The following is a 24,900-nucleotide window of genomic DNA, read 5'->3' as shown; positions in this document are numbered from 1 at the left end:
GCCCGCGGCCTGCGCCCTGCGCCTCAGAGGTGCTCGGTGGGCCTCTCGAGCAGCTCCTCGGCCTCGTCGATGACCTCGTGCTGCGAGGCGGAGGGAGCGGCGGCCCCGCCGAGCGCCGCGTTCACGAGAGCCGCGAGCACCACCAGAGAGGCCGCGCCGGCCGGCAGCCACATGGCGGCCTGCGCCCCGACGTTCTCGGCGAAGGCACCGGTCAGCGCCGAGGCACCGGATTGGCCGACGATCGTCGCCGAGCCCAGCATCGTCATCACCGTCGCCGAGCGCCCGCGCGGCGAGCGGTCCGCGGCCAGGCTGTACAGCGTCACGACCGTCGGCCCGATCCCGATGCCGGCGATCGCCATCGCGCCCGCGGTCCCGGCCAGGCCGCCCGCGAGGCCGAAGGCGACCATCGCGGCGAGCATCAGGGCGGAGAACACGACCCAGCGCCAGCGCAGCGCGAAGCGCTCGGGGAACAGCGAGATGCTCAGCGCGAGGATCGTCGAGCCCACGCCCATGATCCCGTAGACGAGCCCGGCGGAGTCGCCGTGGCCGGTCTCCGCGAGGAAGGCCGTGAGCGACGTGAGGACCGTGCCGAAGAAGAGGCCGACGCCGAGCGCGCCCGCGACCACCACGAGCACGCGCGCGCTGCGCAGCTCCCGCGCCGGCGCCTGGACCACGGGCGATCCGGTGGCCGGCGCCGCGACGCGCGCCGTCGGATGCAGCGCGAAGGCCGTGACGAAGACGAGGGTGAGGACCGCCGCGCCGATCATCGGGGCCGCGGCGCTCATCGTCGTGGCCAGCAGGCCGACCACGACGGGGCCGAACACGAAGGCGGTCTCGTCGGCCGCGGACTCGTAGCCCATGGTCGCGTTGAGGCTCTTCGCGCGGCGCGCCGAGGGCAGACGGGTGAGGATCAGGTGCACGAGGCGGCTGCGCGAGAGCGGGCCGATCTGCGGCGACGACGCCCCGATCACGAAGCCCACGGCGAGCACCGCGGGATCGGGCAGGGAGCTGAAGGCCACGGCGGCCATCGCGAGCAGGGCCAGGGAGTTCACGATCCCCGCGAGGAGGATGACCGGGCGCTGGCCGATCCGGTCGGCCGCCGCGCCCAGCAGCGGGCCGATGAGCGCCGAACCGAGGCCCACCACCGCCGAGTTCAGTCCGCCCAGTGCGATCGAGCCGCGTGCGGAGACGACGAGGGTCAGCGTGCCCACGACCATCATCGCGAACGGGAAGCGGGCCACGAACGCGATCGGGAAGTAGGCGAGGCCGGCGGCGCGCGTCAGGGTGGTGGCCTGCGGGGCCGTCGTCGGGTGCTGCGGCGAGGTCATCGATCCTCCGGACGGTGGGGTGCCGCCTTGGACGGCCCGCACCGGAGAAGAACTGCCGGATGGTCTGCGGACCCGAGGTGATGCACTGCTGATGGGACGCTGGGAGCCTATCCGGGGGCGCCGCCCCGGGGCCAGGGATCCGGCCCGGGACGGCCGCGGAGGTCACAGATCCCGGGGCGCGGGCCGGCTCACGATATGCGGTGCGGCGCACAGTGCGCGGCACGGGGCACGGGGAAGGGAGCGCGGGGCACGGGCACGGGGCACGGGGAAGTGGGCACGGGGCAGGGGTGCCCGGGCGCGGGTCGTCGACGGGCGGTTGTCACGGAAGGGCCGCTGGTGAGAAGCCATGGCGATATTGCCACGGCTCCTCACCAGTGGCCCGTCCGCGACAGGCCCGGCCGGATCTCCTGCCGTGCCTCGCCTGCGGCCGCCTCCCGCCTCGCCTGCATCCCGTCAGCCCGGGCCCATCGCCCCCGAGTCGACGTAGGCGAGCAGGGCGTCGCGCACGTATGCGCCATGGCCCCGGTAGGTCGCGTCGAACCGCGGGTCGTCGGCGTACATCGGCACCAGGTTCCGGATGTACGCCGGCGTCGGGTCGGTGTACCGGGCGAGCCAGGCGACGTGCCGCCTGCAGATCGCCTGCACCCGAGGATCCTCCGGGGGCAGGCCCTGCTCGTCGGCAGAGGCGAAGGCGTCGACGAGGGACTGGGAGAGGGCGAGCTCCGCCTCCTTCTCCTCGGCGCTCATCGAGTTCCAGGCCGCGATCGACTGCTGGTGGGCCGCGGCGCCCCAGCGCTCGGTGACCTCCTGCTCGAAGACCTCGGGGTCGAAACCGTCGAAGGTGCGCTCGGTCATGATGCTCTCCTTGCTCCGCAGTGACTGCAGGGTCGTGGTGACCGACGCGAGCTGCCTGCTCAGGCGGGAGATCTGCTCCCGCAGCAGGTCCGAGTGCTCGGCGAGGGCGTCGACGCTCGAGGTGGGCCGGGAGAGCATCTCCCGGATCGCCTCGAGCCCCAGGCCGAGGTCCCTGAGCGCGACGATGCGCAGCAGCACGGCCACGGCCTCGTCGTCGTAGAACCTCTGCCCGGCGTGATCCGTGCGCGACGGCGGGAGCAGTCCGATCGCGTCGTAGTGGCGCAGGGTGCGGGTCGAGATGCCCACGCGCTGCGCGAGCTCCCCGATCGGCACGTCGGCCGGCTGCGTCGTCATCGGTCCTCCTGTCCTCGGCCCGTTCTCGGCCTGTCCTCGGCCGGGTCGCCGGATCATCCTCGTCGAACGCGGCGGTCCCGCGTCGGCAGGAGCGACGCTAGGAGTTGACGTCGCGTCAAGCGCAAGGCCGGCCGTGCGCCGATCTCTGCGCGAGGCCGGATCACGCCACGATGAGGACGATGCCGCCCAGCACGATCGCCGCCCCGAGCACCCGTCGCACCGGGTCGGGCTCGCGGAACAGCCACCAGGCCAGCAGCGATCCCACCACGATCGAGGACTCGCGGGCGGGTGCCACGAGCGAGACCGGCGTGGTCCGCATGGCCTCGAGCACGAGGACGTACGCGAGCGGCGAGAGCACGGCGACCACCCCGACCTCCCGCCACCGTCGGCGCAGCACCCCGTCCACCGGTGCGACGCGCCCTCGACGCAGGGCGCCGGGCGTCATCGCGAGCGCCTGCAGGGTGCAGCCGAAGGAGAAGTAGACGACGGGCGCGAGGGACCACGTGGTCACCGCGTGGTCGTCCCAGAGGGTGTACGCCGCGATGCCGGCGCCGGTCGCGGCGCCCCAGGCGATGCCCGTCGACGCCCGGTGCCGCAGGGCGCGCGCACCTCCGGTGGCGACGACCACGATCCCGGCGATCACCACCACGGCCCCCGCGATCGCCGGCCACCCGGGGCGCTCCCCGAGCACCGTGAGGGCGAGCACGACGGTCAGCAGAGGGCCCGTCCCGCGGGCGACGGGGTAGACGACGCCCAGGTCGGCGCGCTGGTAGCCCGTCTGCAGGCACAGCTGGTAGGCGATGTGGAAGACCGCGGAGACCGCGGGGCCCACCAGCAGCTCCCAGCCCCAGGGCCACCCTGCGCGGGCGAGGAGCACGAGCCCCAGCGGCAGCCACAGCACCGCGGAGAAGACGTTGTACCACCACACGAACACGTACCCGTCGCCGCTCGCGCGCTTCGCGGCGAGGTTCCACAGGGCATGCAGCACCGCGGCGGTGAGCACGAGCGCCAGGGCGGAGGGCGTCATAGGCGCTCGGCCGGCCTCGTGGTCGCGCAGGTGCATGGTGGCATCCGAGAAGGCTACGCGGAGGCCCCTTGACCTGGAGCGCGCTCCAGCATCCATGCTCATGCGCATGGCACGCATCACAGCACCCACACCCGCCCTCCCGACGACGCCCGCACCGCCCGCCCTCGGCACCATGCACATGGGCACGCGCCTCGACGAGCGCGAGAGCTTCGCGCTCCTGGACCGCTTCGTCGAGCTCGGCGGACGCTGGCTCGACACCTCCGACAACTACTACTTCGACCAGGACCCCTCGGGCCTCGGCGGGCAGAGCGAGGCCGTCATCGGCCGCTGGCTGCGCGCGAACCCCGGTGCCCCGGTCCGGATCAGCACCAAGGTCGGCGCCGAGCCGAACCGTCCCGGCGGGTTCCCGGACGATCTCGAGGGACTGTCGCCGGATGCGGTCGACCGCGCGCTCTCCCACAGCCTCGAGCGTCTCGGCCTCGACGCCGTCGACCTCTACTGGGCGCACATCGAGGACCATGAGGTGCCGTTCACGCAGGTCGTGGAGACGTTCGGGTCCCTCGTGGCCGACGGGCGCGTGCGCGCCTGGGGCCTGTCGAACCATCCCTCCTGGCGCCTCGCCGAGGCCCGGCTCCATGCCCGGGACGCGGGTCTGGCGGTTCCGTCGGCCTACCAGCAGCGCTTCTCCTACCTGCAGCCCCTGCCCGGCACCGAGGTCGAGGGCCAGCCCGTGGAGCTCGGCATGCTCGCCGCCGACGGACTCGACCTGCTGCGCCGGGACCCCGCGCTGACCGGCTGGGTCTACACGCCGCTGCTGCGCGGCGCCTACGACCGCGCGGATCGTCCGCTCGCCCCCGAGTACCGGCACCCCGGCAACGAGAGGCGCATGACCGCCCTCGCCGAGGTGGCCGGCGCGCGCGGGCTCAGCCGCGGCCAGGTGGCGCTCGCCTGGCTCACCGGAGGTGCCCCCGCCCTGGTGCCCATCATCGGCGGCAGCAGGATCTCGCAGCTCGAGGAGGCCTGGCGAGGAGCGACCACCGTGCTCACGGCGGAGGAGAGGGAGACCCTCGACGCTGCGGGGTGAGGGCCGACGCCGTCGGAGGGGGCGGACTCGCCCCGCGACCGTCACCCCTGCGCTCGGTCGCGCGCGCTGTAGTAGGCGATCTTGTCGTCGAGCACCGTGAGGGCCCGCCGCGTCGCCCGCTGCCGCTCCTCGAGCTCGGTGCGGCGCTCCTCCAGGAAGGCGACGCGATCCGTGGGGTCCGCGCTCTGCGTCAGCAGCCTCGTGAACCGTCGCAGGTCCTCGATGCCGAGGCCGGCGTCGCGCAGGCAGGTGACGATGCCGATCCAGGCCACGTCGTCGGCGGAATACCGGCGACGGCCGCCGACGTCCCGTGCGATCGGGCCGATCAGCCCCTCCCTCTCGTAGTAGCGCAGGGTGTCGAGGCTGAGCCCGGTCGCGGCGGCGGCGTCCGCGGGGGAGCGGTCGGCGCGGTCCGGGTCGACGGCGGTGCGGGGCCGGTCGGCGGCGTCCATGTCCCGGAGGGTACCGGGGCCGGCACGGCCTCCGGCAGCTCGCGGACGCCGTCCTCGGCGAGGAAGTGGCCCGCTCCGGTCACCACGTGCGCGCGCACCCCGAGCCCGGTCGCGACGTCGTCGCTCAGGCGCGACGGCACGATCGGATCGTCGTCCGAGCGCAGCACCCGCACGCTCCCCAGCACGGGTCGCAGCGCGTGAAGGTCGAGACCCTCGTAGAACGCGTGCTGAGGCGCCGTTCCCGGTGGGGAGGCGGCGTCGGCGGCTGTGCGCCACTCTTGGACTCCCGCGGCCGACGGGCTCTCCCCGAGGAATGCGTCGAGCTGCGGGTCGCCGGTGGGCGGCACGGGAGAGACGAACGGGGCGACGCCCACGAAGGCGCTCAGGTGCACGGGATGCCCCGCGTCGGCGAGGGCGCGCAGAGCCTGCAGCGCGGTGGCGTTCCCGAGGCTGTGCGCGACCACGGCCGTGCCGTCGCCGAGGCGGTCGAGAGCGGCGGCCACGAGAGGGACCCACGTCCCGGCGCGCGGGGACAGCGGATCAGGGAGCGCGATCCGCTCCGCCCTGGGATGGAGGGCGGCGAGCCACGGGAACCAGTGGTCCTGGGGTGAGGCCCCGAAGCCATGGACGATGAGAAGTCGATCGGCGTGCGTCATGGGATCGGACGCTAGGGGTTACCGTCAGTGAGAAGGTCAAGCGCCGTCCCCCGTCCCGTTCGTGCCGTGAGGAGCCGCAGATGCTCATCGCCGATTTCGCTCACCGCGCGGGCGTCTCCCCGCGCGCCCTACGCCACTACGAGGACCAGGGCCTGCTCGCCCCGGGGCGCACACCGGCCGGGTACCGGCAGTACGACGCGTCGGATCTGCCGACGGTCGAGCGGATCCGCCTGATGATCGAGGCGGGCCTGGCCACCCGCGTGATCGGCGCCTACCTGGATTGCGTGCGCGGCGGCGCCGACGGGCACGAGGTCGAGATGTGCCCGGACCTGCGCCGGGAGCTCGAGCGCGTCGAGCAGCGCCTGGACCGCCGCAGCCGCGAGATCGAGCGGACGCGGCGGGCTCTCCGCGCGCTCAGCTGAGCGCGTCGCGCCACCCGTCCTCACGGGCGGCGGCGAACGCGGCCGCCGCCCGCCAGTGCTCGCCGTGCCCCGTGACGAACATCGACCCCCACGGCTCCCTGCCCTCGGTGTGCGAGCGTGCGAGCAGGTCGTGCATCGCCTGCGCGCGCTCGGCCAGGAGTCGCGGCAGCTGGGCGCGCAGGTCGGCGTCGGCCCCGTAACCGTCCACGACGAGGGCCCGCAGGCGCGCGGCGACCTCCTCGAGGTCGGCCCCGGCGACCATTCCCGAGAACGACTGCGCCGCATATGCGAGGTCCCAGGCGCGGGTGCTCGGCCCGGCGCCGTCGAGGTCGATGAGGATCATCCGCTCGCCGTCCACCAGCAGGTTCCAGGGGGCGATGTCGTGGTGGCAGATCAGCTCGGGCGGTGTCGGGGCGGGCAGCAGCACCTCCCAGCGGGCGCCATGCGGCTCGGAGGTCCCGCGCCCGTCGGCGGTGGTCCCCGGAATCGGGGAAAGTGGGAACCGGTCCCGCGGCAGGGCGGCGCTCGCCTCGTGCACGTCGCGCACCAGGCGGCCGACGCGCTCCAGCTGGCCGACGTCGAGCTGCCCGATGTCCATGGCGAGGACGCCCGGCACGTGCTCGATGATCTGCCGGCCCTTGTCGTCGCGGCCCAGGTGGGCGGGCACGTCGATCCCCGCCGCGCGCAGCGCCTCCGTGTACCGGGCGACGAGCGGCGTGCCGGCGGGCCACGGCTTGCGCACGGTGTCGCCGACGCGCACCACGTCCTCGCTCGCGTTCCCACCGGTCAGCGGGATCTCGCGGGCGTCGTCTCCGGTCTCCACGCCCGGGACGGTACCGCGCTGCGACCGACCGCGGCGACCGATTTCCACCGGTCGCGGGCGCGGTCGGCGCCGACGCTGGAGCCATGGAACCTGCGCCTCCGTCGCCCGGCCACCCGCCGACCGCTCACGCCGAGCATGACGCCGCTCCTCTCCACGAGCGCATCGACCCGGCGATCCTCTACTTCGGGACCCCGGTGGTGCTGGTCAGCACGCTGAACCCGGACTGTTCGCCCAATCTCGCGCCGATCTCCTCGGCGTTCTGGATCGGACGCACGGCGGTCCTCGGCATCGCCGAGGACTCGCGGACTCGCGAGAACCTCGAGTTTGAGGGGGAGGCCGTGCTCGCCCTGCCCTCGGCCGAGCAGGCGGGGGCCGTCGACGCCCTGGCGCTGACCACGGGCTCGCCGGAGATCCCGGAGCGCAAGCACCGTCGCGGATACCGCCACTATGCCGACAAGTTCGCTCTCGCCGGCCTCGCGCCGCGCCCCTCGATCCACGTCCGGGCGCCCGGGGTGGTCCAGTGCCCGGTGCTGATGGAGTGCCGGCTGGAGCGCTCGCGCGCCGCGGTGTGCGAGCTCGAGGTGATCGCCGTGCGGGTGCACGAGAGCATCCGCGATCCCGATCGGGCCGACCACATCGACCCCGATCGCTGGCGACCGCTCCTCATGAGCTTCCAGCGGCTGTACGGCTTGGGCGGCCAGGTCCGCGGGTCCCGGCTCGCGAGCATCCCCGAGGACCTGTACCGATGAGTCGGGGTGCGCGCGGCCCCGGAGGGCACGCGCGCACCCCGTGCGAAGCAGCTCAGACCTGCGGGCGCGCCGCCTCGGCGGCCTCGGTGCGGGTCTCGCCGCCCGCGGCGTGCGCAGCGGGATCCGCGAGGGCGTCCGGTGCCGGAGCGCCGGCCTCCTGCTCGGCCACCTCGGCCTCGACCTCGGCGAACGCGTCCGCCTCGGCCTTCTGATCGGCCTGGATCTCGGCGAAGGAGGTGCGCACGGAGTCGTCGTAGGCCCTCTGGTCCAGGATCTTCTCGCGCTTGGCGACGATCACGGCGACCAGGGACTGGCCGGTGACGTTCAGGGCGGTGCGGCCCATGTCCAGGATCGGGTCGATCGCGAGCAGCAGGCCCACGCCCTCGAGCGGCAGGCCCAGGGTCGACAGGGTCAGGGTGAGCATGACGGTCGCGCCGGTCATGCCGGCGGTCGCCGCCGAGCCCAGCACGGAGACCAGCACGATCAGCAGGTAGTCGGTGATCCCGAGCGGGACGCCGAAGAAGTTCGCGACGAAGATCGCGGCGAGCGCCGGGTAGATGGCGGCGCAGCCATCCATCTTCGTGGTCGCGCCCAGCGGGATCGCGAAGGAGGCGTAGTGGCGCGGCACGCCCATGCGCTCGGTGACCGTCTGGGTCATCGGCATGGTGCCCAGCGAGCTGCGGGAGACGAAGCCGAGCGAGGTCGCGGGCCACACGCCGCGGAAGAACGAGCCGATCGAGAGGCCGCTGGTGCGCAGCAGGATCGGGTAGACCACGAGCAGCACCAGCAGCATGCCGATGTAGACGTCGGCCACGAACACGCCGAGCTGCCCGATCGCGTCCCATCCGTAGCTGGCCACGGCGTTGCCCAGCAGGCCCACGGTGCCGATCGGGGCCAGGCGGATGACCCACCACAGCAGCTTCTGGACGATCTCGAGGGCGGAGCCGGTGATCTTCAGGAACGGCTCGGCCTTCTCGCCGACGGAGAGCACGGCGATGCCCACGGCGATCGAGATGACGAGGATCTGCAGGGCGTTGAAGCTCAGGGAGACCGAGCCGTCGTCGCCCGCGCTGCCCTCGATGCCGAGGAAGTTCGAGGGGACCAGGCCGATGAGGAAGTCGAGCCAGGTGCCCTGGGTGTCCGAGGCCTGCGCGGCGTCGGCCGAGACGCTCGAGTTCGCGCCGGGGCTGGTGATCGCGCCCAGGCCGATGCCGATGAGCACGGCGATCAGCGAGGTGATCGCGAACCAGAGCAGGGTCTTCCAGGCGAGGCGCGCGGCGTTCGTGACCTTCCGCAGGTTCGCGATGGAGGTGACGATCGCGAGGAAGATCAGCGGCGGGACCAGGGCCTTCAGCAGCGTGACGAAGGCGGTGCCGATGGTGTCCAGGGTGGTGGTCAGCCAGTTGGCGCCCTCCTCTCCGCTGCCGGGGCCCATCGCCGAGGCCACGAGGCCGAGGGCGACGCCGAGGACCAGGCCGATGAGGACCTGCCAGCCGAAGGGGATGCGCGCGATCGCGCGCAGCGGGTTGCGGGTGCTGCGCGGGGCGGGGGAGGGGGTCGTGGTGCTCACGAGGGACGACGTTAGGAGCACGCCCCGGCGAGGTCAATGCCTTGACCATAGGGTCACATAAGCAAGGCTATGGATCTGGCCGGTCGACCTCGGTGCGTGCGCCTGGAACCGGGCGGTGCGCGGCGGAGGAGATCGGGCCGACGAGTCCGACGTTCCGGGCGAGCGATGGCATCCTGGTCGGACTATGGCATCCCGAACCCCGGACCAGACGTCCCCGAAGCCGCCCAAAGCGCCGGCCGCGGACGCCACCCTGCGCGTGCTGACCTACCTCTCCTCACGGCGGGCGCCCGTCGCCGCCGCGCGCGTGGCCCAGGACCTCGAGCTGCCCCGGTCGACCACGTACGACCTGCTCGGGACGCTCGTCGCCCACGGCTATGCGCTGCATCTTCCGCAGGAGAGGCTGTACGCGCTGGGGCCCGCGGCCTACGAGGTCGCCGTCGGGTACATGCGCCATGCGCCGCTCGCGCGGGTGGGCCGGGTCGTCCTCGAGCGCACCGTCGACGCCATCGGCGAGTCCGGGCACCTCGCGGTGCTCCACGGCCGCGACGTCCTCTACGTGGTCGAGGACCGCGCGAAGGGGCGCGGCAGCCTCGTCACCGATCAGGGCGTGCGCCTCCCCGCGCATCTCACCGCCACCGGCCGGGCGATGCTCGCGGCCCTGCCCCTCGTGCAGCTGCGCAGCCTGTTCACCTCCCGCGAGGACCTCGTGCCCCGTCGGCCCGGGGTGGGGCCGACGACGCCCGCGCAGCTCGCCGCGATCCTCGAGCAGGTGCGCCGCGACGGCTTCGCCCGCGAGGACGGCGAGATCACCCCCGGGTACCGCTCGGTCGCGGCGCCCGTGCTCGACCACGCCGACTGGCCGATCGCGGCCATCGGCCTGACCTGGCAGTCCAACCGCCTGGGCGAGGACAAGGTCGCCGAGTGCACGCGCGCCGTCCAGGCCGCGGCCGAGGAGGTCGCCCGCGCCGCGACCGGCCGACGCCCCCGCGAGGAGCGCGCCGAGGACTAGCGTCCCGCCGGTCCGCGGCGGCTCAGAACTCGATGCCCGCCGGATCGGCGCCGATCCGGCCCGCCTCGCCCCGGTCGAGGGCCGCGAGGCGCTCGAGGTCCTCGTCGCTGAGCTCGAGCTCGGCGGCGGCCAGGTTCGAGACGATGCGCTCGGGGGTCACGGACTTCGGGATCACGATGTTCCCGATCGCGAGGTGCCAGGCGATGACGACCTGCGCGGGGGTGGCCCCGTGCGCGGCGGCGATCTCCGTGATCACCGGGTCCTGGAGCAGTTCGCCGCCCTGACCCAGGGGCGACCAGGCCTCGGTGAGGATGCCGTGCTCCCGGCCGAAGGCGCGCAGCTCCTCCTGGGCGAAGTCGGGGTGCAGCTCGATCTGATGGATCACCGGGGTCACGCCCGTGGCCTCGATGATCTCCTCGAGCTGTGCCTTGGGGAAGTTCGAGACGCCGATCGAGCGCGCCTTGCCCCGCCGCTGCAGCTCGACGAGCGCCTTCCACGCCTCCACGTGCTTGCCCTGCTTGGGCTTCGCCCAGTGGATGAGGTAGAGATCCACGTACTCGAGGCCCAGGCGCTCGAGCGAGGCGTCGAGAGCGGCGATCGCACGGTCGTAGTCGTGGTCGTCGTTCCACAGCTTGGTGGTGACGAAGACGTCCTCGCGCGGGAGGCCGGAGGCGCGCAGGGCGCGGCCCACGCCCTCCTCGTTGTCGTACGCCTTGGCGGTGTCGATGTGGCGGTAGCCGGCCTCGAGGGCCTGGCCGACGACGTCGGCCGCGACCTCGTCCTCGACCTGCCAGACGCCGTAGCCGAGCTGGGGGATGGTGTTGCCGTCGGCCAGGGCGATGTTCGCGACGCTGCTCATGGGACTCCTCGTGCGGGTACGGGCGGAGATGCGGGAAATGGGGCGGTGGTGCGGGCGTGCGCGGGATGCGACGCGGGGCCGACGCTCCGGGGAGGGGCGGCCGACGTCGCGCTGCGCACGGACTCCTCCACCCTAGGGCCGGTCGCGCTGATCGGGTGAGCGCGCTCACGCTGAGGTAGGATCCCCAGATCGCGGGCCCAGGTCCGCACTGCGGGTGCCCCGCCCGCCCGAGTCGGCGTCCCTGAGCGCGAGATCCGCGCCGTGCGCCGCACCCGCCCCGAGACCTTCCCCCACCTCCGACCCCGGGAGTCCCTCATGACCCAGGAAACCGGCGCCGGCTCCGGCGCACCCGGCGATCCCACCCTCACCGCCCCCGACGGCGACGGCTCGTCCCCGGGCCAGGGCACCGAGCTCAAGAAGGCCATCACCCCCGGCCTGCTGCTGCTGTTCATCGTCGGCGACATCCTCGGCACCGGCGTCTACGCGCTGACCGGCCAGGTCGCCGGCCAGGTGGGCGGCGCGGGCTGGCTGCCGGTGATCCTCGCGTTCGTGGTCGCGATGATGACGGCGCTGTCCTATGTGGAGATGGTGACGAAGTACCCGCAGGCCGCGGGCGCCGCGCTGTACGTCCACAAGGCCTTCGGCATCCACTTCGTCACCTTCATGGTGACCTTCGCGGTGCTGTCCTCGGGCATCACCTCGGCCTCGAACAGCGCGATCTTCCTCGCGGAGAACGTGCTGGCCGTCTTCCACCTCGAGGACACCCTCGGGGCCGCCGGCTCCCATCACGTCGCCGTGATCATCGCGCTCGTCTTCATCGCCGTGGTGGCCTGCGTGAACTCCTACGGCGTGAGCGAGTCCGTGAAGGCCAACGTGGTGCTCACGCTGATCGAGCTCAGCGGCCTGGCGATGGTGCTGATCATCGGCTTCCTCGCGATCGGTCGCGGCGACGCGGACTTCTCGCGCGTGGTGCTGTTCGAGGCGCCCGAGGACAAGAGCATGTTCATGGCCGTGATCGGCGCGACCGCCCTCGCGTTCTTCTCGATGGTCGGCTTCGAGGACTCGGTGAACATGGCCGAGGAGACCGTGAACCCCTCGAAGAACTTCCCGAAGATGCTGCTGGGCGGCCTGTCGATCACGGGCGTGGTCTACGTGCTGGTCTCCCTCACGGCGGTCGCCGTGGTCCCGATCGGCGAGCTCACCACCGCCACCACGCCGCTGCTGAGCGTGGTCTCGCACGGCGCGCCGAACCTTCCGATGGACACGATCTTCCCGATCATCTCGATCTTCGCGGTCGCCAACACCGTGCTGATCAACATGATGATGGCCTCGCGCCTGCTCTACGGCATGGCCAAGCAGGGCGTGCTCCCGCCGTTCCTGGGGGTCGTGCTCAAGGGGCGCCGCAGCCCCGTGGGAGGCATCGTCTTCTCGACGCTCCTCGCCTTCGCGCTCGTGGTGGTCGTCAGCTACGCCCTGCCGGAGACCATCATCAAGAACCTCGGCGGGACCACGGCGCTGCTGCTGCTGATCGTGTTCTGCCTGGTCAACGTCTCCGTGATCGTGCTCCGCAAGGACCCGGGCGCGAAGGGGCACTTCCGCACCCCCATCGTGGTGGCCGTGATCGGCGGGGTCACCTCGCTGATCCTCGTCACCCCCCTCGCCCAGCCCAAGGAGAACTACTACATCGCGGGCGGACTGCTCGGTGTGGGTCTCGTGCTGTACGTGATCACCTACCTGTACAACTCCGCGATCAAGGGCCGGCGCACGCGCTTCCACGACCAGGACGAGATCGGCCGCGAGTGAGCGGCCGGGTGCCTGGTCTCGGCGCCCGCCGAGACCTCGAGATCCCGATCCTCCCCGAGCAACCCGAGCAACCTGAGCAATCCGAGCCACCCCGAGACACCTGGAGTCGACGATGAAGATCCTGCTCGGCTACGTGCCCAGCCCCACCAGCGAAGCCGCCCTCGAGTACGCACTGGAGGAGGCGAGGACCAAGGACGCGACGCTCGTGGTGCTCGCCTCCGAGCGCAGCGACGATCCCCGCAAGAGCGCGGGCGACGCGGGGCGCGAGCCCCTGCACGAGCGGCTCGAGGCCAGCGGCGTGCACTTCGAGCTGCGGGTCGTGCCGCGGCGCGACGACGCGGCCGACGACATCCTGCAGACCATCGACAACGAGAAGATCGACCAGGTCGTGCTGGGGGTGCGCCGCCGCACCCCCATCGGCAAGATGCTGCTGGGGTCCACCGCCCAGCGCGTGATCATGGAGGCTCCGTGCCCCGTGGTCTGCGTGAAGCCGACGACGCGGGGGCGCTGAGGGGCGAGGCCACCACCCGCCCCGTCCGCACCGCTCACCTCGTCCGCACCACGATCTCGCGCATGGCCCGTGCGGCGTCCTCGGCGCTGCCCTCTCTGATCGCGCGGGCGACCTGCAAATGCAGGTCCACGTCGTGCGGATCGGGCGGCAGGTCCGCGCGCTCCACGAGCGCCCTCTCGCGCAGGCTCTCCTCGATCACCGTGCGCAGCCGCGCGAACATCGCGTTGTCGCAGAGCGCGAGGACCGCGGCGTGCAGGGCGCTGTCGACGGCGAGGAACGAGTCCGGGCCGTCGACCCCGGGGACCGCGCCGACGCCCGCCCACTGACGCATCTGCGCGGCCGCGCCCTCGAGCGCACGGAGGCTCACTCCCGTGGCCTCACCGGCGGCGACCCGCCTCGCCGCCGCGGCGGCGGCCTCCGGCTCGACGGCGCGGCGCAGGGCGCGCAGCTCGGCGATCTGCGTCGTCCTTTCAGGTCCGGCGAGGCGCCAGCGGATGACGAGCGGATCCAGCACGTCCCAGTGCTCGCGGCCGCGCACCCGCAGGCCCACGCGCCGCCCGGCGCTGAGCATGCCCAGGGCGGTCAGCACGCGCGTGGACTCGCGGACCACGCTGCGCGAGGCGCCCGTGCGCCCGACCAGGCCTTCGACGGTGTCCGCGTGCCCCGCGGGCAGGTCGCCGCGGACGATCGCCGTTCCCAGCTCGTCGAGCGCCCGGTCGAAGCGCGTCGGATGCGCGCCGGTCCGGTCGTCGTGCCCGCTCGCCGGCGGCAGCCCGTCGTGCCCGCTCACGCCTGCGAGACCGGCGAGACGACGAGCTCGTCCACGCGCATGTGCGCCGGGGCGTCGAGCACGAAGCAGGCGGCGCGCGCCACGTCCTCGGGGCTGAGCATGACGGCGCGGGCCACGGCGTCGGGCACCTCGGGGCGCTGGTCGAGGAAGTCGGTCGCGACGTCGCCCGGGCACAGGTGGCACGCGCGCACGCCGTGACCTGCCTCCTGCTGGTTCAGGGTGCGCACCAGGGAGCCGAGCGCCGTCTTGGACGCCGAGTAGGCGACGCCGGCCCCCGGCTGGAAGCTCCAGCCCGCGAACGAGGAGATGACGACGGCGACGCCGCCGCTCGCGCGCAGGTGCGGGAGGGCGGCATCCAGAGCGCTCGCCACGGCGGTCAGGTTCGTGGCCACGACCTGGTCGAACTCGCCGAGGTCCTGATCCTCCCAGCGCCTGTGCGGCGCGTTGAGACCGGCCCCGAGCACGAGCCCGTCGAGCCGTCCGAAGCGGCCGGTGGCCTGCTCGACCGCCGAGCGCACAGCCTCGCGGTCCTGGACGTCGAGCGGGAGGGCCAGCCCGGTCCCGCCGACGTCCTCGATCGCGCGGACCGTCTCCTCGAGGGCGTCGGCCCGCCGGCCGCTCACCGCCACGTCCCACCCCGCGCGGGCGGCGGCGATCGCGCTCGCGCGCCCCATGCCGCTGCCGCCGCCGGTCACCCAGAGGACCCGCCGCGCGGGCGCGTCGGCCGCTCGGGACTGCGGTGCGTCGTGCGTGGTCATGGCATCCTCCGGAGGGTCGGCGTGCGCGCGGCGAGAGGAGTGCCGAGCGCGTCGCTCTGAATAGTATGCTTTTTCGAGAACCGCGTTGAACACCGGGCAGAGAGCGTCGACGCACACCACCGGGGCGTCGGTGCTCACCACCGGGGCCTCGGCGCGCACCACCGAGGAGGAGCGAGCGATGGAGCTGGATCTCAAGGACCGCGTCGTGGTCGTCACGGGCGCCGCGCGCGGCATCGGCGCGGTGATCGCCGGGCGCTTCGCCGCGGAGGGCGCGCGCGTGGTCGCCCTGGACCTCGCCTTCCCCGAGGATGCATCCGACGGTGCCGCGGAACCTGCTCGCTCGAGCGACCCGTCGGCCCCTGCGATCACCCGTGTCACCTGCAACGTGGCCGACCCGGCGTCGGTCTCCGCCGCGGTCTCGGAGATCGTCGCGCGCCACGGCACGATCGACGTGCTCGTGAACAACGCGGGCATCAACGTCGAGGGGCCCGTCGCCGATCTCGAGTGGGAGCGCTGGCGCGCGTGCTTCGACGTGAACATGGGAGGCGTCTTCCTCATGAGCCGGGCCGTCGCCCCGGTCATGCAGGCGGCGGGCCGCGGCCGGATCATCAACGCGGCGTCCTTCGCGGCCATCGTGCCGAGCGTCGGCAGCGCCGCCTACGCGGCCTCGAAGGCGGCGGTCGTCCAGTTCACGCGGGTGCTCGCGTCCGAGCTCGGCCCGTGGGACATCACGGTGAACGCGTACGCGCCGGGCATGGTCCCCACCGCCATGAACGGCTTCGCCGAGATGCCCCAGGACGCCCAGGACCGCCTCCTGGACACGCTCTCGCTGCGGCGCTGGGAGAGCCCGGACGACGTCGCGAACCTGCTGATCTTCCTCGCGAGCGACGCCGCCGGCTACATCACCGGAACCCTGCTGGACATCTCCGGGGGGAAGCTCGCCACCCAGATCCCGGCCCGCGCCTACGGGCGCTGATCCGAGGGCTCCTCCGCATCCCCGCCGAACACGTCGGGGACCCCGTCGGCATCCGCGTCGGCCGCCTCGCGCTCGGCGACCTGCTTGTAGTGCCGGTCCCGGGGCAGCAGGATCACCGCGCCCACCACGGCGGCGAGCACGGAGGCGGTGAGCACGCCGACCTTCGCGTGGTCGTGCATGGGGTCGGACGCCTCGAAGCTGAGCTCCGAGACGAGCAGCGAGACGGTGAAGCCGATGCCCGCGAGGGCGGCCATGCCCACGAGGTCCATCCAACGCACATCGGGATCGAGGTTCGCGCGCTGCAGACGCGTGACCAGGAACGTCGAGCCGACGATGCCGATGATCTTGCCGCACACGAGCCCCATGACCACGCCGATCGCGACGCTCGACTCCCAGGCCTCGAGGAGTCCGCTGGCGCCGCCCACGGCCACGCCCGCGCTGAAGAACGCGAACACGGGCACGGCGATCCCGCTGCTCAGCGGCCGGAAGCGGTGCTCGAAGGTCTCGGCCAGCGAGTACTTCGCGCCCAGGCGGGTGCGCGAGCGCACCGGCACCATGAAGGCGAGGACCACGCCGGCGATCGTCGCGTGCACGCCCGAGTTCAGGAACAGCGCCCAGGTGATCGCCCCGAGCGGCAGCAGCAGGAACCATGCCGCGCCGTAGGAGATCCGGAACAGGGACTCGGCGCGCGTGGCCAGCAGACGGTACGCGGCGATCGGCACGATCGCGAGCACCAGGTAGAGCAGGTGCAGGTCGCTCGAGTAGAAGATCGCGATGATGAGGATCGCGATGAGGTCGTCGACGATCGCGAGGGTCAGCAGGAAGGTGCGCACGGCGCTGGGCAGGTGCGAGCCCAGCAGGGCGAGCACGGCGAGGGCGAAGGCGATGTCCGTCGCGGCGGGGATCGCCCAGCCCGTGAGCGCCCCCGGCGGACCGAAGACGTTGATGACCGTGAAGATGACGGCGGGCACGGCGACGCCGCCGGCCGCGGCGACGACCGGCACCAGCGCCTTCCCCGGTGAGCGCAGGTCGCCCACCGTGAACTCCATCTTGAGCTCGAGGCCCGCGAGGAAGAAGAAGATCGCGAGCAGTCCGTCGGCCGCCCAGTGCCCGATGCTGAGGTTCAGGTGGAAGCTGCCCACGTCGAAGCCCAGATGCGCATCGCGCACCCCGAAGTACGCGGGGGCGAGCGGAGAGTTCGCGAGCACGAGGGCGAGCACGGTCGCCCCCAGAAGCACGAATCCGCCGGTGGTCTCCTGCGTGAGGATCCGCTCGATGCGCAGGTGCTCGCGGTAGGTGCCGCGCTCGAGGATCCTGCGGCGTCGTCGGGACTCGTGCTCGGTGCGTCGTCGACTGGTCATGATGCGGCTCTCCTCGGGTGTGGGGGTGCCGGGGTCTCAGGGCTCATCGGGCCGGGGCGGGGAGTCGAAGGCCCCTGCGGGCTTCCGGCTGCGGCCGACGGGCGGGACGGCGGGGCGCGTGCCGCGCACGTCGGGGTCGAGATGCGCGAGCGCCGCGCCGACCTCGCCGTCGGTCGTCACGAACAGCATGACGATGCGGCCCAGCAGCAGCAGGGTGAGGGCGAGCCCGATGGCCTTCAGCCACAGGGGCTGGGCGATGAACAGCAGCATCATCGCGATCAGCGTGGGCGCGAGGTACATGACGGCGCGCTGCACGTAGCCGCCGAAGCTGGGCATCTTCACGCCCGAGGTCTCGGCGAGCGACTTCACCATGAAGTTCGGGCCGTTGCCGATGTAGGTCATCGCTCCGCAGAGCACGGCGCCCAGCGAGATCGCCATCAGGTACAGCTCGGGGACGTCGGCCACGCGCGGCTCGCCCGGCAGCTGCGAGGCCATCTCGAAGAAGGTTGCGTAGGTGGGGGCGTTGTCCAGGACGGAGCTCAGACCGCCCGTGAACACGAACAGCGTGATCTCGTTCAGAGGGAGCGACGGGGCGGCGGAGCGCAGCACAGCGAGCGCCGGGATCATGGTGAGGAAGATGCCGACGAAGAGCGCCGCGACCTCTTGGATGGGCCCGAACTCGAACTCGTTCTCGTCGTAGCGGATGCTGCGGCTGCCCAGGAACAGCGAGCACAGGGCCGCGCCGATCATGACGATCTCCCGCCAGGGCACGTACTGGGTCCACGTCGCATCGCCCTCGACGATCGCGTCGGGATCCAGCGAGGGGATGAGCGCGACCGCGAGGATGATGATCGCGAACCAGATGGCGTTGCTCGCGCCCACGAGCTTCAGCGGGATCACGTTCACGGTGTCCGCGTAGACGTCCTCCTTCGCCTCGTGCGCGATGATCCGGCGGTCCAGTGCCCAGTACGTCAGCAGCAGCAGGGCGTTGACGAACAGCCACATCGGCAGCAGGTGGAAGGTCCAGGTGAACGGCACGCCGCGCAGCATCCCCAGGAACAGCGGCGGGTCGCCGAGCGGGGTGAGCAGGCCGCCGCAGTTGGCGACGATGAAGATCGCGAAGACGACGGTGTGCGCCTTGTGCCGACGTTCGAGGTTCGTGTTCAGCAGCGGGCGGATCAGCAGCATGGCGGCGCCCGTGGTGCCGATGAAGCTCGCGAGCACCCCGCCGATCGCGAGGAAGATCGTGTTCACGCGCGGCGTCGCCGCGATGTCGCCGCGCAGGAAGAAGCCGCCGGAGACGATGAACAGGGCGAGGAGGAGCGCGATGAACTGCCCGTACTCCACGAGCGCGTCGACGACCAGGTGCCACTCGCCCACGGCGATCACGCCGATCGCGACGGGCAGGCCCAGCAGGAGGGCGTAGATCAGCTGGTTGCGCGGGCGGTCCCAGAGCTTCGAGAGCGAGGGGACGAGCGGTGCGATCGCGATCGCCGCGAGCATCAGCACGAACGGGGCGATCGTCCAGGCCGGGAATGTCATCTGGCCTCCAGGGCAGGACGGGGTCGGGGATCAGGGCACTCTATGCCCCGATGCCGACCAGACTTCCCGGCTCACCGCAGTCCATGGTGCCACGGGGCTCGAGGCCCCGGAGAGGCGTCCGGGAGATGGGAAGGCGCGGATGCGGGCGAGCCGCGCCGGTGCTCAGGAGGCCGCGAGCGCCCCCGCGACGTTCCGCAGGAACCGCTCGCACCACTCGAGCTGGGTGATCTCCACGAACTCGTCGGTGCCATGGGCCTGGGCGATGTCGCCGGGCCCCACGACCACGGCGGCCATGCCCGCGTGCTCGTAGATGCCCGCCTCGGTGCCGTAGGTGACCTTCTCCTCCGTGCGCTCGGCGCCGAGGGCCACGGCCGCGCGGGCCGCCGGGCCGTCGGCCGAGCCGTCGAGTCCGTACAGCAGGGAGATGACGTCGAGCTGCGCGCCGACCCGCTGGGCGGCGGCGGGGTCCGAGGGGTCGGCGGGGGCGTCGGCCTTCATCTGCTGGTCGAGGCGGTCGATCTCCTCCTGGATGCGGGCGACGATCGGATCGACGTCGACCTGCGGCAGGGCGCGGAACTCGAACTTCAGATGGACGTCCTGGGGGACGGTGTTGGTGGCGATGCCGCCGTCGAAGAGGTTCACGCCGCCGGTGGTCCAGGCGACGGGGAAGGCGGGATCGTGCGGGCCGTTCTCGCGCAGGTCGTCGATGATCTCGCGGTGGAACCAGTCCACGAATCGCGCGGCGTAGCGGATCGCGTTCAGGCCGTGGGGGAGCAGGCTCGAGTGGGCGGCGACGCCGTGGAAGTCGGCGTGCAGCACGTTCATCGACTTGTGGGCGGGCACGGCCCGCATCGACGTCGGCTCGCCCACGAAGGCGACCGCGGGCCGGATCCCGAGCTCCTCGAGCTGGGTGACGAGCGCGCGGGCGCCGTTGCAGGTGGTCTCCTCCTCCCAGGTCGCCGCGATGTGCACGGGCACGGTGCGCCGGGCGGCCGCGAACTCGGGGGCGAGCGCCGTCGCGATCGCGAGGTAGGACTTCATGTCCGCGGTGCCGCGGCCGTAGAGCCGTCCGTCGCGCTCGGTGGGCGTGAAGGGGTCCGATGCCCAGTCCTGGCCCGTCACCGGCACGCAGTCCGCGTGCCCGGCGAGCAGGACGCCGCGGCGCGTCGGGTCCTCGGGGTCGACGAAGAGAGCGTCGGCGCTGGGATCGTCGGCGCTGGGATCGCCCTCCTCGTTCGCAGGGAAGGTCGCCACGAGGTTCGCGTTCCTCCCGTCGCCCCTGGGCAGCACGTGCACCTCGGCGCCGGCCTCCCGCAGCGCCCGCTCCATGAGCTCGATCGCGGGCAGGTTGCCGGTGTCCGAGGTGGTGTCGAGCGCGACGAGGGCCTCGACGAACTCGCGGGCGGTCGACGGCAGGGTCGGATCAGGGCTCGGAACAGCGGAAGACGAGGTCATGGGCCCACTGTACGGGCGATGGCCCGGGCGGCGCGGGGCCCGATGACCGGATGAGTCCGGGCGTGTCCGCCCGCAATGTCCGGTGAACACAACCGTAAGAAGCTGTGCATTCTGGCATGTGTCTGGTAGGCCACATACGCTGAGGCGTCGGCCGAATCCGAGTGCGGGGGCGAGTCCCGTGCGTCATCGTCGATCGGAGAAACGTGAACACGTCATCCGCAGCCCCGTTCAAGCACCCGGACGAACCTCCCACGACGACGACGGGAGGGACCCCGTTCGCGGATCTCCCGCCTCGCAAGACCATCAAGGAAGCGGTCGCGGCCTCGGCGATGGGCAACGCCACCGAGTGGTACGACTACGGCGTCTACGCCGTGGTCGCCACCTACATCGCCTCCCACTTCTTCCCCGAGGGCTCCGCGGCCCAGTTCTGGACCTACGCGTTCCTCGCGATCTCCTTCATCGCCCGCCCCTTCGGCGGCTTCATCTGGGGGCCGCTCGGCGACCGTCTGGGCAGGAAGCACGTCCTCGCCCTCACGATCATCATCATGTCCCTGGCCACGACCCTCATCGGCGTGCTCCCCACCTACGAGCAGGTGGGCATCCTCGCGCCGATCCTGCTCGCGGTGCTGCGCATCGTGCAGGGCTTCTCGACGGGCGGCGAGTACGGCGGCGCGGCCACGTTCATGGCCGAGTACGCGCCAGACAAGCGTCGCGGACGCTACGGCAGCTTCCTCGAGTTCGGCACGCTCGGCGGCTTCGCGCTCGGCACCATCGTGGTGCTGATCCTGCAGCTCATCCTCTCCGAGGACGCCATGGCCTCGTGGGGCTGGCGCCTGCCGTTCTTCCTCGCGCTGCCGATGGGTCTGATCGGCCTCTACCTGCGGTCGCGCCTCGACGAGACCCCGGTCTTCCAGGACCTCGAGCACGAGGGCGAGGCGCAGCAGTCCGCCGTCCACGGTCTCGTCAACCTGATCCGCGACTACTGGAAGCCGATCCTCACGATGGCGGGCCTCGTGATCCCGCTGAACATCGCGAACTACACCCTGCTCACGTACATGCCGGGCTACCTCGAGACCAAGATCAACATGTCGGCGAACGAATCGCTGGCGACGATCCTCATCGGCGAGGTCATCATGATGGCGCTGCTTCCCTTCTGCGGCGGGCTCTCCGACGTCATCGGCCGCAAGAAGATGTGGTGGACATCGATGATCGGCCTGTTCGTGATGGCCCTTCCGATGTACTACCTGATGGGCCAGGGGTTCGTATGGGCGATCATCGGCTTCGCGGTCCTGGGACTGCTGTACATCCCGCAGCTGTCGACGATCTCCGCGACCTTCCCGGCGATGTTCCCGGCCCACGTGCGCTTCGCGGGCTTCGCGGTGACGTACAACGTCTTCACCTCGTTCTTCGGCGGCACGGCCGCGCCCATCAACGAGGCCGTGGTGAGCGCGACCGGGTTCCTCGAGTTCCCGGCCGTGTACGTCATGTTCGGCTGTCTCTTCGGCATCGTCGCCCTGTTCTTCCTCAAGGAGACCGCGGGCGCCTCGCTGGTGGGCACCGACGTCCCCGAATCCCAGCCCGATGACTACGGCGTCGAGGCGATCACTGCCGAGACCCAGGCCCTCGACGACTGCGGCCGCTGACCGCGAGCGGGCCGAGGCACGGCCGGTCTGACAGGATCGAGCCATGACCTCGCACTCCGCGGCCTCCAGCGCCCACGCGGCCGACGCCGCAGCATCCGCATCCGCCCCGAGCACTGAGACCAGGAGGACGCCGAGCACCCGGCGCTTTCGACAGGTCGACGTGTTCGGGGCGGATGCGTTCGCCGGCAATCCCCTCGCCGTCGTCGTCGATGCCGACGGTCTGAGCGATGAGCAGATGCAGCGCATCGCCTCCTGGACGAACCTCTCCGAGACCTCGTTCCTGCTCGCCCCCACGCGAGCCGGCGCCGACTACCGCGTCCGCATCTTCACCCCCTCGACCGAGCTCGACTTCGCCGGCCACCCGACCCTCGGCAGCGCCTCCGCCTGGCTCGCCGGCCGGGCGGGCGGCGAGGAAGCGACGGGTTCGGCCGACGACCGCATCGTCGTGCAGGAATGCCGTGCTGGTCTCGTCGAGGTGCGGGTGCGCGGCGACGAGCTCGCCTTCGCCGCCCCGCCCCTCGTGCGCAGCGGACCGATGGACGCCGAGCACGTCGCGAACGCCGCCGCGGCGCTCGGCATCGATCCCGCGGACGTCCTCGATCATGCCTGGGTCGACAACGGCGCCGGCTGGTGCGTCCTCGAGCTCGCTTCGGCGCAGGACGTGCTCGACCTCGAGCCCGATCTCGCGGCGATCCCGGGGCGCAAGATCGGCGCGCTTGGTGCTGTCGGGGCGACAGCGGACGCCCCGACCACGGGCGCCGACGGGCCCGCCTACGAGGTCCGCGGCTTCGTCGCGCCCGATCCCGTCTCCGGCACGCCCGGCTACGAGGACCCCGTGACCGGCAGCCTCAACGCCGGCATCGCGCAGTGGATGCTGGAGCGTGGACGGTTCGCCCCGCCGTGGACGGTCCGGCAGGGCACCCGGCTGGGACGCCACGGCCGCGTGCTCGTCGACGTCGACGCCGAGGGGACGATCTGGATCGGCGGGACGGTGAGGACTGGCATCCAGGGCGAGATCCTCGTCTGAGGCCCGGTTCCGTGGGCCCGGTGGACCCGGTGGGCCGGCAGCACCTATTCGGCGAGGACGGATCTGCATTCCGGGCCGGGCCCGAACTGCGCTGATCGGCCGGGTCAGGACGCTTCGCGTCGGGTCAGCCGATCGACGGCGGAGCCGTGTTGGTGCCCGCGAGCCCGTACGCCTCGCCCTCCTCGACGAACAGCCGCAGCCGCTCGTTCAGGTCCAGCCAGCCCGCGTCGTAGCCGGCGGCGACGCCATCGGGGATCTCGCCCATCTGCACGTGGTCGACGGTGACGCGCGTGCCCTCGCCCTCGTCGGCGAAGACGTAGGAGACGGTGCCCCAGCTGGGACCGCCCATCCCCATGTTCCCCGTCCAGGCGTAGGTGCGCTCGTGGTCGATCTCGGTGAGGATGCCCCATGCGGCGCGGTGGGATCCGGAGTGCTCGACGATCGGCGCACCGACCTCGACGGGCATCTCGATCGCGGACCCGGGCTGATCGAGCAGGGTGTAGGGCGCGCCCCACCACTGAGAGGGGTGCTCGCGGAAGGCGCGCCACACGGCCTCCCGGGACGCGGCGATCACGATGGACTGGGTGACGTGCATGGTCGTGAGTGACATGGCGTTCTCCTGGGTGATGCGATGCGGGACGATCCGTCCGGTGAGCGGTGAGCGGTGAGCGGTGAGCGGTGAGCGGTGAGCGGTGAGCGGTGAGCGGAGGAGGAGGGGGTGCGGGCGCGGAGCCCGCTCAGCTGGCATCGTGCCCGTCGGCCCCCGCGAGAAGGCCCGAGATCGTGGTGAGCTTGTTCGACCAGCCCAGCTCGATGTCCGCGTCGATGCCGTCGGGCAGGACTCCCACGGCGTCCTGGGTCACGGTCAGGCGCGCAGCGGCTTCCTCCGCGGGTTCGAGGGTGATGCGTACGGTGCCGCTCGCCCCTGGGGCACCGCACACGACGCTCGTCCACTCCAGGAGGGTGCCCTCCTCGCGCCGCACGAGCATGCCCCATGCTGCGGTCCGCTCGGGACCTGGCCCGGAGCGCTCGATCACCGACCCGCCGGCGCGCTCGGGGATCACGAGCTCGACCTCGTCGGCGTCGCCGAGCAGTGCGAACGGCGGGCGCCACCACGAGCGGGTGTCCCGCGTGAGCAGGGACCAGATCCGCTCGCGCGGGGCGCTGATCAGGATCGACTGGTGGACTGAGAGGTGGCGTACCTCGGACATGGCGCTCTCCTCGGCGCTGAGTCGCAGTCGGTGCAGGGAGGTGGCGAGAGAGCGATCCGGCGGAGCGAGCCAGCCGATCGTCGCTTCGTAGAGGGCGGAGCCGTTCAGGGCGTTGATGCGTTCACGGCCGCTGCGGGTCGCGAGCACGAGATCCGCCTCGCGCATCTGCTCCAGATGGCGCAGGGTCGCGAAGCGGCTGGTCGAGAGGCCCTCGTCCTCGAGGGTCTCGTGGATCCGCCCGGTGGGCGCGGGAGCGCCCCGCAGGATCTCGACGATCCGGCGCCGTGCGGGATGGGCGAGGGCGTCCCAGACCGACGTGTGCCGTGCACGGGCATCGGGATCGGCCATCGGGGACCTCCGCCAAGACATGTGCGGAAATCCGCACATGTCGAGCATGCGCTTGCCGGGGTCAGGAGTCAAGGGGAGAGCCGAGGGTCCGGGGGCGAGGTGGAGCCGAGGAACCGGACGGCGAAGGAGAGCCGCAACGCCGAGAGCCGGCCGATCTCGACGACCGACGACCGACGACCGACGACTGACGGCCGACGGACCGAGCACCGAGAGGTGAGTTGTTGCTGCTATTCGGGCTCTATAAGAGCAACAACTCACCTCTCGCCGGCCGATCGCGTGCGCCGATC

Annotated in this window: 23 protein-coding genes and 1 pseudogene; 9 read left to right on the top strand and 15 right to left on the bottom strand. The window is 72.1% G+C overall.

The features are described from left to right. Window positions 1-23: 23 nt before the first annotated feature. From Bra3105_RS10145 to Bra3105_RS10135, 3 genes are all read right to left on the bottom strand, one after another. On the bottom strand, window positions 24-1,328 hold the full coding sequence (locus tag Bra3105_RS10145; protein WP_228356590.1) for an MFS transporter: 1,305 nt from the start codon (window positions 1,326-1,328) through the stop codon (window positions 24-26). Window positions 1,329-1,781: 453 nt separating this feature from the next. Further along, window positions 1,782-2,537, bottom strand: a complete 756-nt coding sequence (locus tag Bra3105_RS10140) for a MerR family transcriptional regulator (RefSeq protein WP_228356589.1) — start codon at window positions 2,535-2,537, stop codon at window positions 1,782-1,784. Window positions 2,538-2,697: 160 nt separating this feature from the next. Further along, on the bottom strand, window positions 2,698-3,600 hold the full coding sequence (locus tag Bra3105_RS10135; protein ID WP_228356588.1) for an EamA family transporter: 903 nt from the start codon (window positions 3,598-3,600) through the stop codon (window positions 2,698-2,700). A 70-nt stretch (window positions 3,601-3,670) separates the two neighbouring features. On the opposite strand from Bra3105_RS10135, the gene Bra3105_RS10130 reads away from it, so the two are divergent. Then, window positions 3,671-4,648: an aldo/keto reductase gene (locus Bra3105_RS10130; protein ID WP_228356587.1), complete on the top strand. Its 978-nt coding sequence runs from the start codon at window positions 3,671-3,673 to the stop codon at window positions 4,646-4,648. A 41-nt stretch (window positions 4,649-4,689) separates the two neighbouring features. On the opposite strand, the gene Bra3105_RS10125 is transcribed toward Bra3105_RS10130, so the two are convergent. Together Bra3105_RS10125 and Bra3105_RS18645 are read right to left on the bottom strand one after the other, a co-directional pair. Continuing rightward, window positions 4,690-5,100, bottom strand: a complete 411-nt coding sequence (locus Bra3105_RS10125; protein ID WP_228356586.1) for a MerR family transcriptional regulator — start codon at window positions 5,098-5,100, stop codon at window positions 4,690-4,692. A gap of 38 nt (window positions 5,101-5,138) precedes the next feature. Then, window positions 5,139-5,756: pseudogene (locus Bra3105_RS18645) on the bottom strand (RBBP9/YdeN family alpha/beta hydrolase); the annotation flags it as partial. 80 nt (window positions 5,757-5,836) lie between these two features. On the opposite strand from Bra3105_RS18645, the gene Bra3105_RS10120 reads away from it, so the two are divergent. Further along, window positions 5,837-6,178 (top strand): MerR family DNA-binding transcriptional regulator, encoded by a 342-nt coding sequence (locus tag Bra3105_RS10120; protein ID WP_228356585.1) that lies wholly within the window; start codon window positions 5,837-5,839, stop codon window positions 6,176-6,178. Here the strand turns inward: Bra3105_RS10120 and Bra3105_RS10115 are convergent. Then, a complete protein-coding gene (locus Bra3105_RS10115) occupies window positions 6,171-7,001 on the bottom strand; it encodes a phosphotransferase enzyme family protein (protein ID WP_228356584.1) in 831 nt (276 codons plus the stop codon). The two genes, Bra3105_RS10120 and Bra3105_RS10115, sit on opposite strands and share 8 nt — an antisense overlap. 83 nt (window positions 7,002-7,084) lie before the next feature. Between Bra3105_RS10115 and Bra3105_RS10110 the strand changes: the two genes are divergently transcribed. Then, complete coding sequence (locus Bra3105_RS10110; protein WP_228356583.1) at window positions 7,085-7,750, top strand: flavin reductase family protein; 666 nt, start codon at window positions 7,085-7,087, stop codon at window positions 7,748-7,750. 52 nt (window positions 7,751-7,802) lie between these two features. Here the strand turns inward: Bra3105_RS10110 and Bra3105_RS10105 are convergent, their stop codons facing one another. Continuing rightward, complete coding sequence (locus Bra3105_RS10105) at window positions 7,803-9,320, bottom strand: dicarboxylate/amino acid:cation symporter (protein ID WP_407650874.1); 1,518 nt, start codon at window positions 9,318-9,320, stop codon at window positions 7,803-7,805. Window positions 9,321-9,504: 184 nt separating this feature from the next. Between Bra3105_RS10105 and Bra3105_RS10100 the strand changes: the two genes are divergently transcribed. Beyond that, window positions 9,505-10,329: an IclR family transcriptional regulator gene (locus Bra3105_RS10100; RefSeq protein WP_228356582.1), complete on the top strand. Its 825-nt coding sequence runs from the start codon at window positions 9,505-9,507 to the stop codon at window positions 10,327-10,329. A 22-nt stretch (window positions 10,330-10,351) separates the two neighbouring features. Here the strand turns inward: Bra3105_RS10100 and Bra3105_RS10095 are convergent, their stop codons facing one another. Beyond that, window positions 10,352-11,188 carry an aldo/keto reductase gene (locus Bra3105_RS10095; protein ID WP_228356581.1) on the bottom strand — a complete coding sequence of 279 codons (837 nt, stop codon included), beginning with the start codon at window positions 11,186-11,188 and terminating at the stop codon, window positions 10,352-10,354. A gap of 315 nt (window positions 11,189-11,503) precedes the next feature. Here Bra3105_RS10095 and Bra3105_RS10090 point away from each other — a divergent pair, with 315 nt between their 5' ends. Together Bra3105_RS10090 and Bra3105_RS10085 are read left to right on the top strand one after the other, a co-directional pair. Next, window positions 11,504-12,991, top strand: coding sequence for an APC family permease (locus Bra3105_RS10090; RefSeq protein ID WP_228356580.1), 1,488 nt, complete (start codon window positions 11,504-11,506; stop codon window positions 12,989-12,991). Between the two features lie 112 nt (window positions 12,992-13,103). Then, window positions 13,104-13,502, top strand: coding sequence for a universal stress protein (locus Bra3105_RS10085; RefSeq protein ID WP_228356579.1), 399 nt, complete (start codon window positions 13,104-13,106; stop codon window positions 13,500-13,502). Window positions 13,503-13,536: 34 nt separating this feature from the next. Here Bra3105_RS10085 and Bra3105_RS10080 read toward each other — a convergent pair whose 3' ends face one another. Together Bra3105_RS10080 and Bra3105_RS10075 are read right to left on the bottom strand one after the other, a co-directional pair. Beyond that, window positions 13,537-14,292 (bottom strand): FadR/GntR family transcriptional regulator, encoded by a 756-nt coding sequence (locus Bra3105_RS10080; protein ID WP_228356578.1) that lies wholly within the window; start codon window positions 14,290-14,292, stop codon window positions 13,537-13,539. Further along, window positions 14,289-15,050 carry an SDR family oxidoreductase gene (locus Bra3105_RS10075; RefSeq protein WP_228356577.1) on the bottom strand — a complete coding sequence of 254 codons (762 nt, stop codon included), beginning with the start codon at window positions 15,048-15,050 and terminating at the stop codon, window positions 14,289-14,291. The genes Bra3105_RS10080 and Bra3105_RS10075 overlap by 4 nt, the downstream gene beginning before the upstream one ends. A gap of 178 nt (window positions 15,051-15,228) precedes the next feature. On the opposite strand from Bra3105_RS10075, the gene Bra3105_RS10070 reads away from it, so the two are divergent. Then, on the top strand, window positions 15,229-16,026 hold the full coding sequence (locus Bra3105_RS10070; RefSeq protein ID WP_228356576.1) for an SDR family NAD(P)-dependent oxidoreductase: 798 nt from the start codon (window positions 15,229-15,231) through the stop codon (window positions 16,024-16,026). On the opposite strand, the gene nhaA is transcribed toward Bra3105_RS10070, so the two are convergent. The 3 genes from nhaA to Bra3105_RS10055 all read right to left on the bottom strand — a co-directional run bounded on the left by nhaA (window position 16,014) and on the right by Bra3105_RS10055 (window position 20,384). Further along, window positions 16,014-17,387 carry a Na+/H+ antiporter NhaA gene (gene nhaA, locus Bra3105_RS10065; protein WP_228356575.1) on the bottom strand — a complete coding sequence of 458 codons (1,374 nt, stop codon included), beginning with the start codon at window positions 17,385-17,387 and terminating at the stop codon, window positions 16,014-16,016. The genes Bra3105_RS10070 and nhaA overlap by 13 nt on opposite strands. 36 nt (window positions 17,388-17,423) lie before the next feature. Then, complete coding sequence (locus tag Bra3105_RS10060; protein ID WP_200503235.1) at window positions 17,424-18,929, bottom strand: sodium:proton antiporter; 1,506 nt, start codon at window positions 18,927-18,929, stop codon at window positions 17,424-17,426. A gap of 162 nt (window positions 18,930-19,091) precedes the next feature. Next, window positions 19,092-20,384, bottom strand: a complete 1,293-nt coding sequence (locus Bra3105_RS10055) for a M20/M25/M40 family metallo-hydrolase (RefSeq protein ID WP_228356574.1) — start codon at window positions 20,382-20,384, stop codon at window positions 19,092-19,094. Between the two features lie 203 nt (window positions 20,385-20,587). Here Bra3105_RS10055 and Bra3105_RS10050 point away from each other — a divergent pair, with 203 nt between their 5' ends. Together Bra3105_RS10050 and Bra3105_RS10045 are read left to right on the top strand one after the other, a co-directional pair. Further along, window positions 20,588-22,027: an MFS transporter gene (locus tag Bra3105_RS10050; RefSeq protein WP_228356573.1), complete on the top strand. Its 1,440-nt coding sequence runs from the start codon at window positions 20,588-20,590 to the stop codon at window positions 22,025-22,027. Between the two features lie 43 nt (window positions 22,028-22,070). Continuing rightward, window positions 22,071-23,054: a PhzF family phenazine biosynthesis protein gene (locus Bra3105_RS10045; RefSeq protein ID WP_228356572.1), complete on the top strand. Its 984-nt coding sequence runs from the start codon at window positions 22,071-22,073 to the stop codon at window positions 23,052-23,054. Window positions 23,055-23,178: 124 nt separating this feature from the next. On the opposite strand, the gene Bra3105_RS10040 is transcribed toward Bra3105_RS10045, so the two are convergent. After that, window positions 23,179-23,664, bottom strand: a complete 486-nt coding sequence (locus Bra3105_RS10040; RefSeq protein ID WP_200503232.1) for an SRPBCC family protein — start codon at window positions 23,662-23,664, stop codon at window positions 23,179-23,181. A 127-nt stretch (window positions 23,665-23,791) separates the two neighbouring features. Beyond that, window positions 23,792-24,613, bottom strand: a complete 822-nt coding sequence (locus tag Bra3105_RS10035) for a helix-turn-helix domain-containing protein (protein ID WP_228356571.1) — start codon at window positions 24,611-24,613, stop codon at window positions 23,792-23,794. Between the last annotated feature and the right edge of the window lie 287 nt (window positions 24,614-24,900).

It is taken from the genome of Brachybacterium halotolerans subsp. kimchii (assembly GCF_020792675.1).
Taxonomy (GTDB): domain Bacteria; phylum Actinomycetota; class Actinomycetes; order Actinomycetales; family Dermabacteraceae; genus Brachybacterium; species Brachybacterium halotolerans.
Note: the sequence above shows the minus strand (reverse complement) of the source record. Positions and strands in the feature narration are given on the sequence as shown.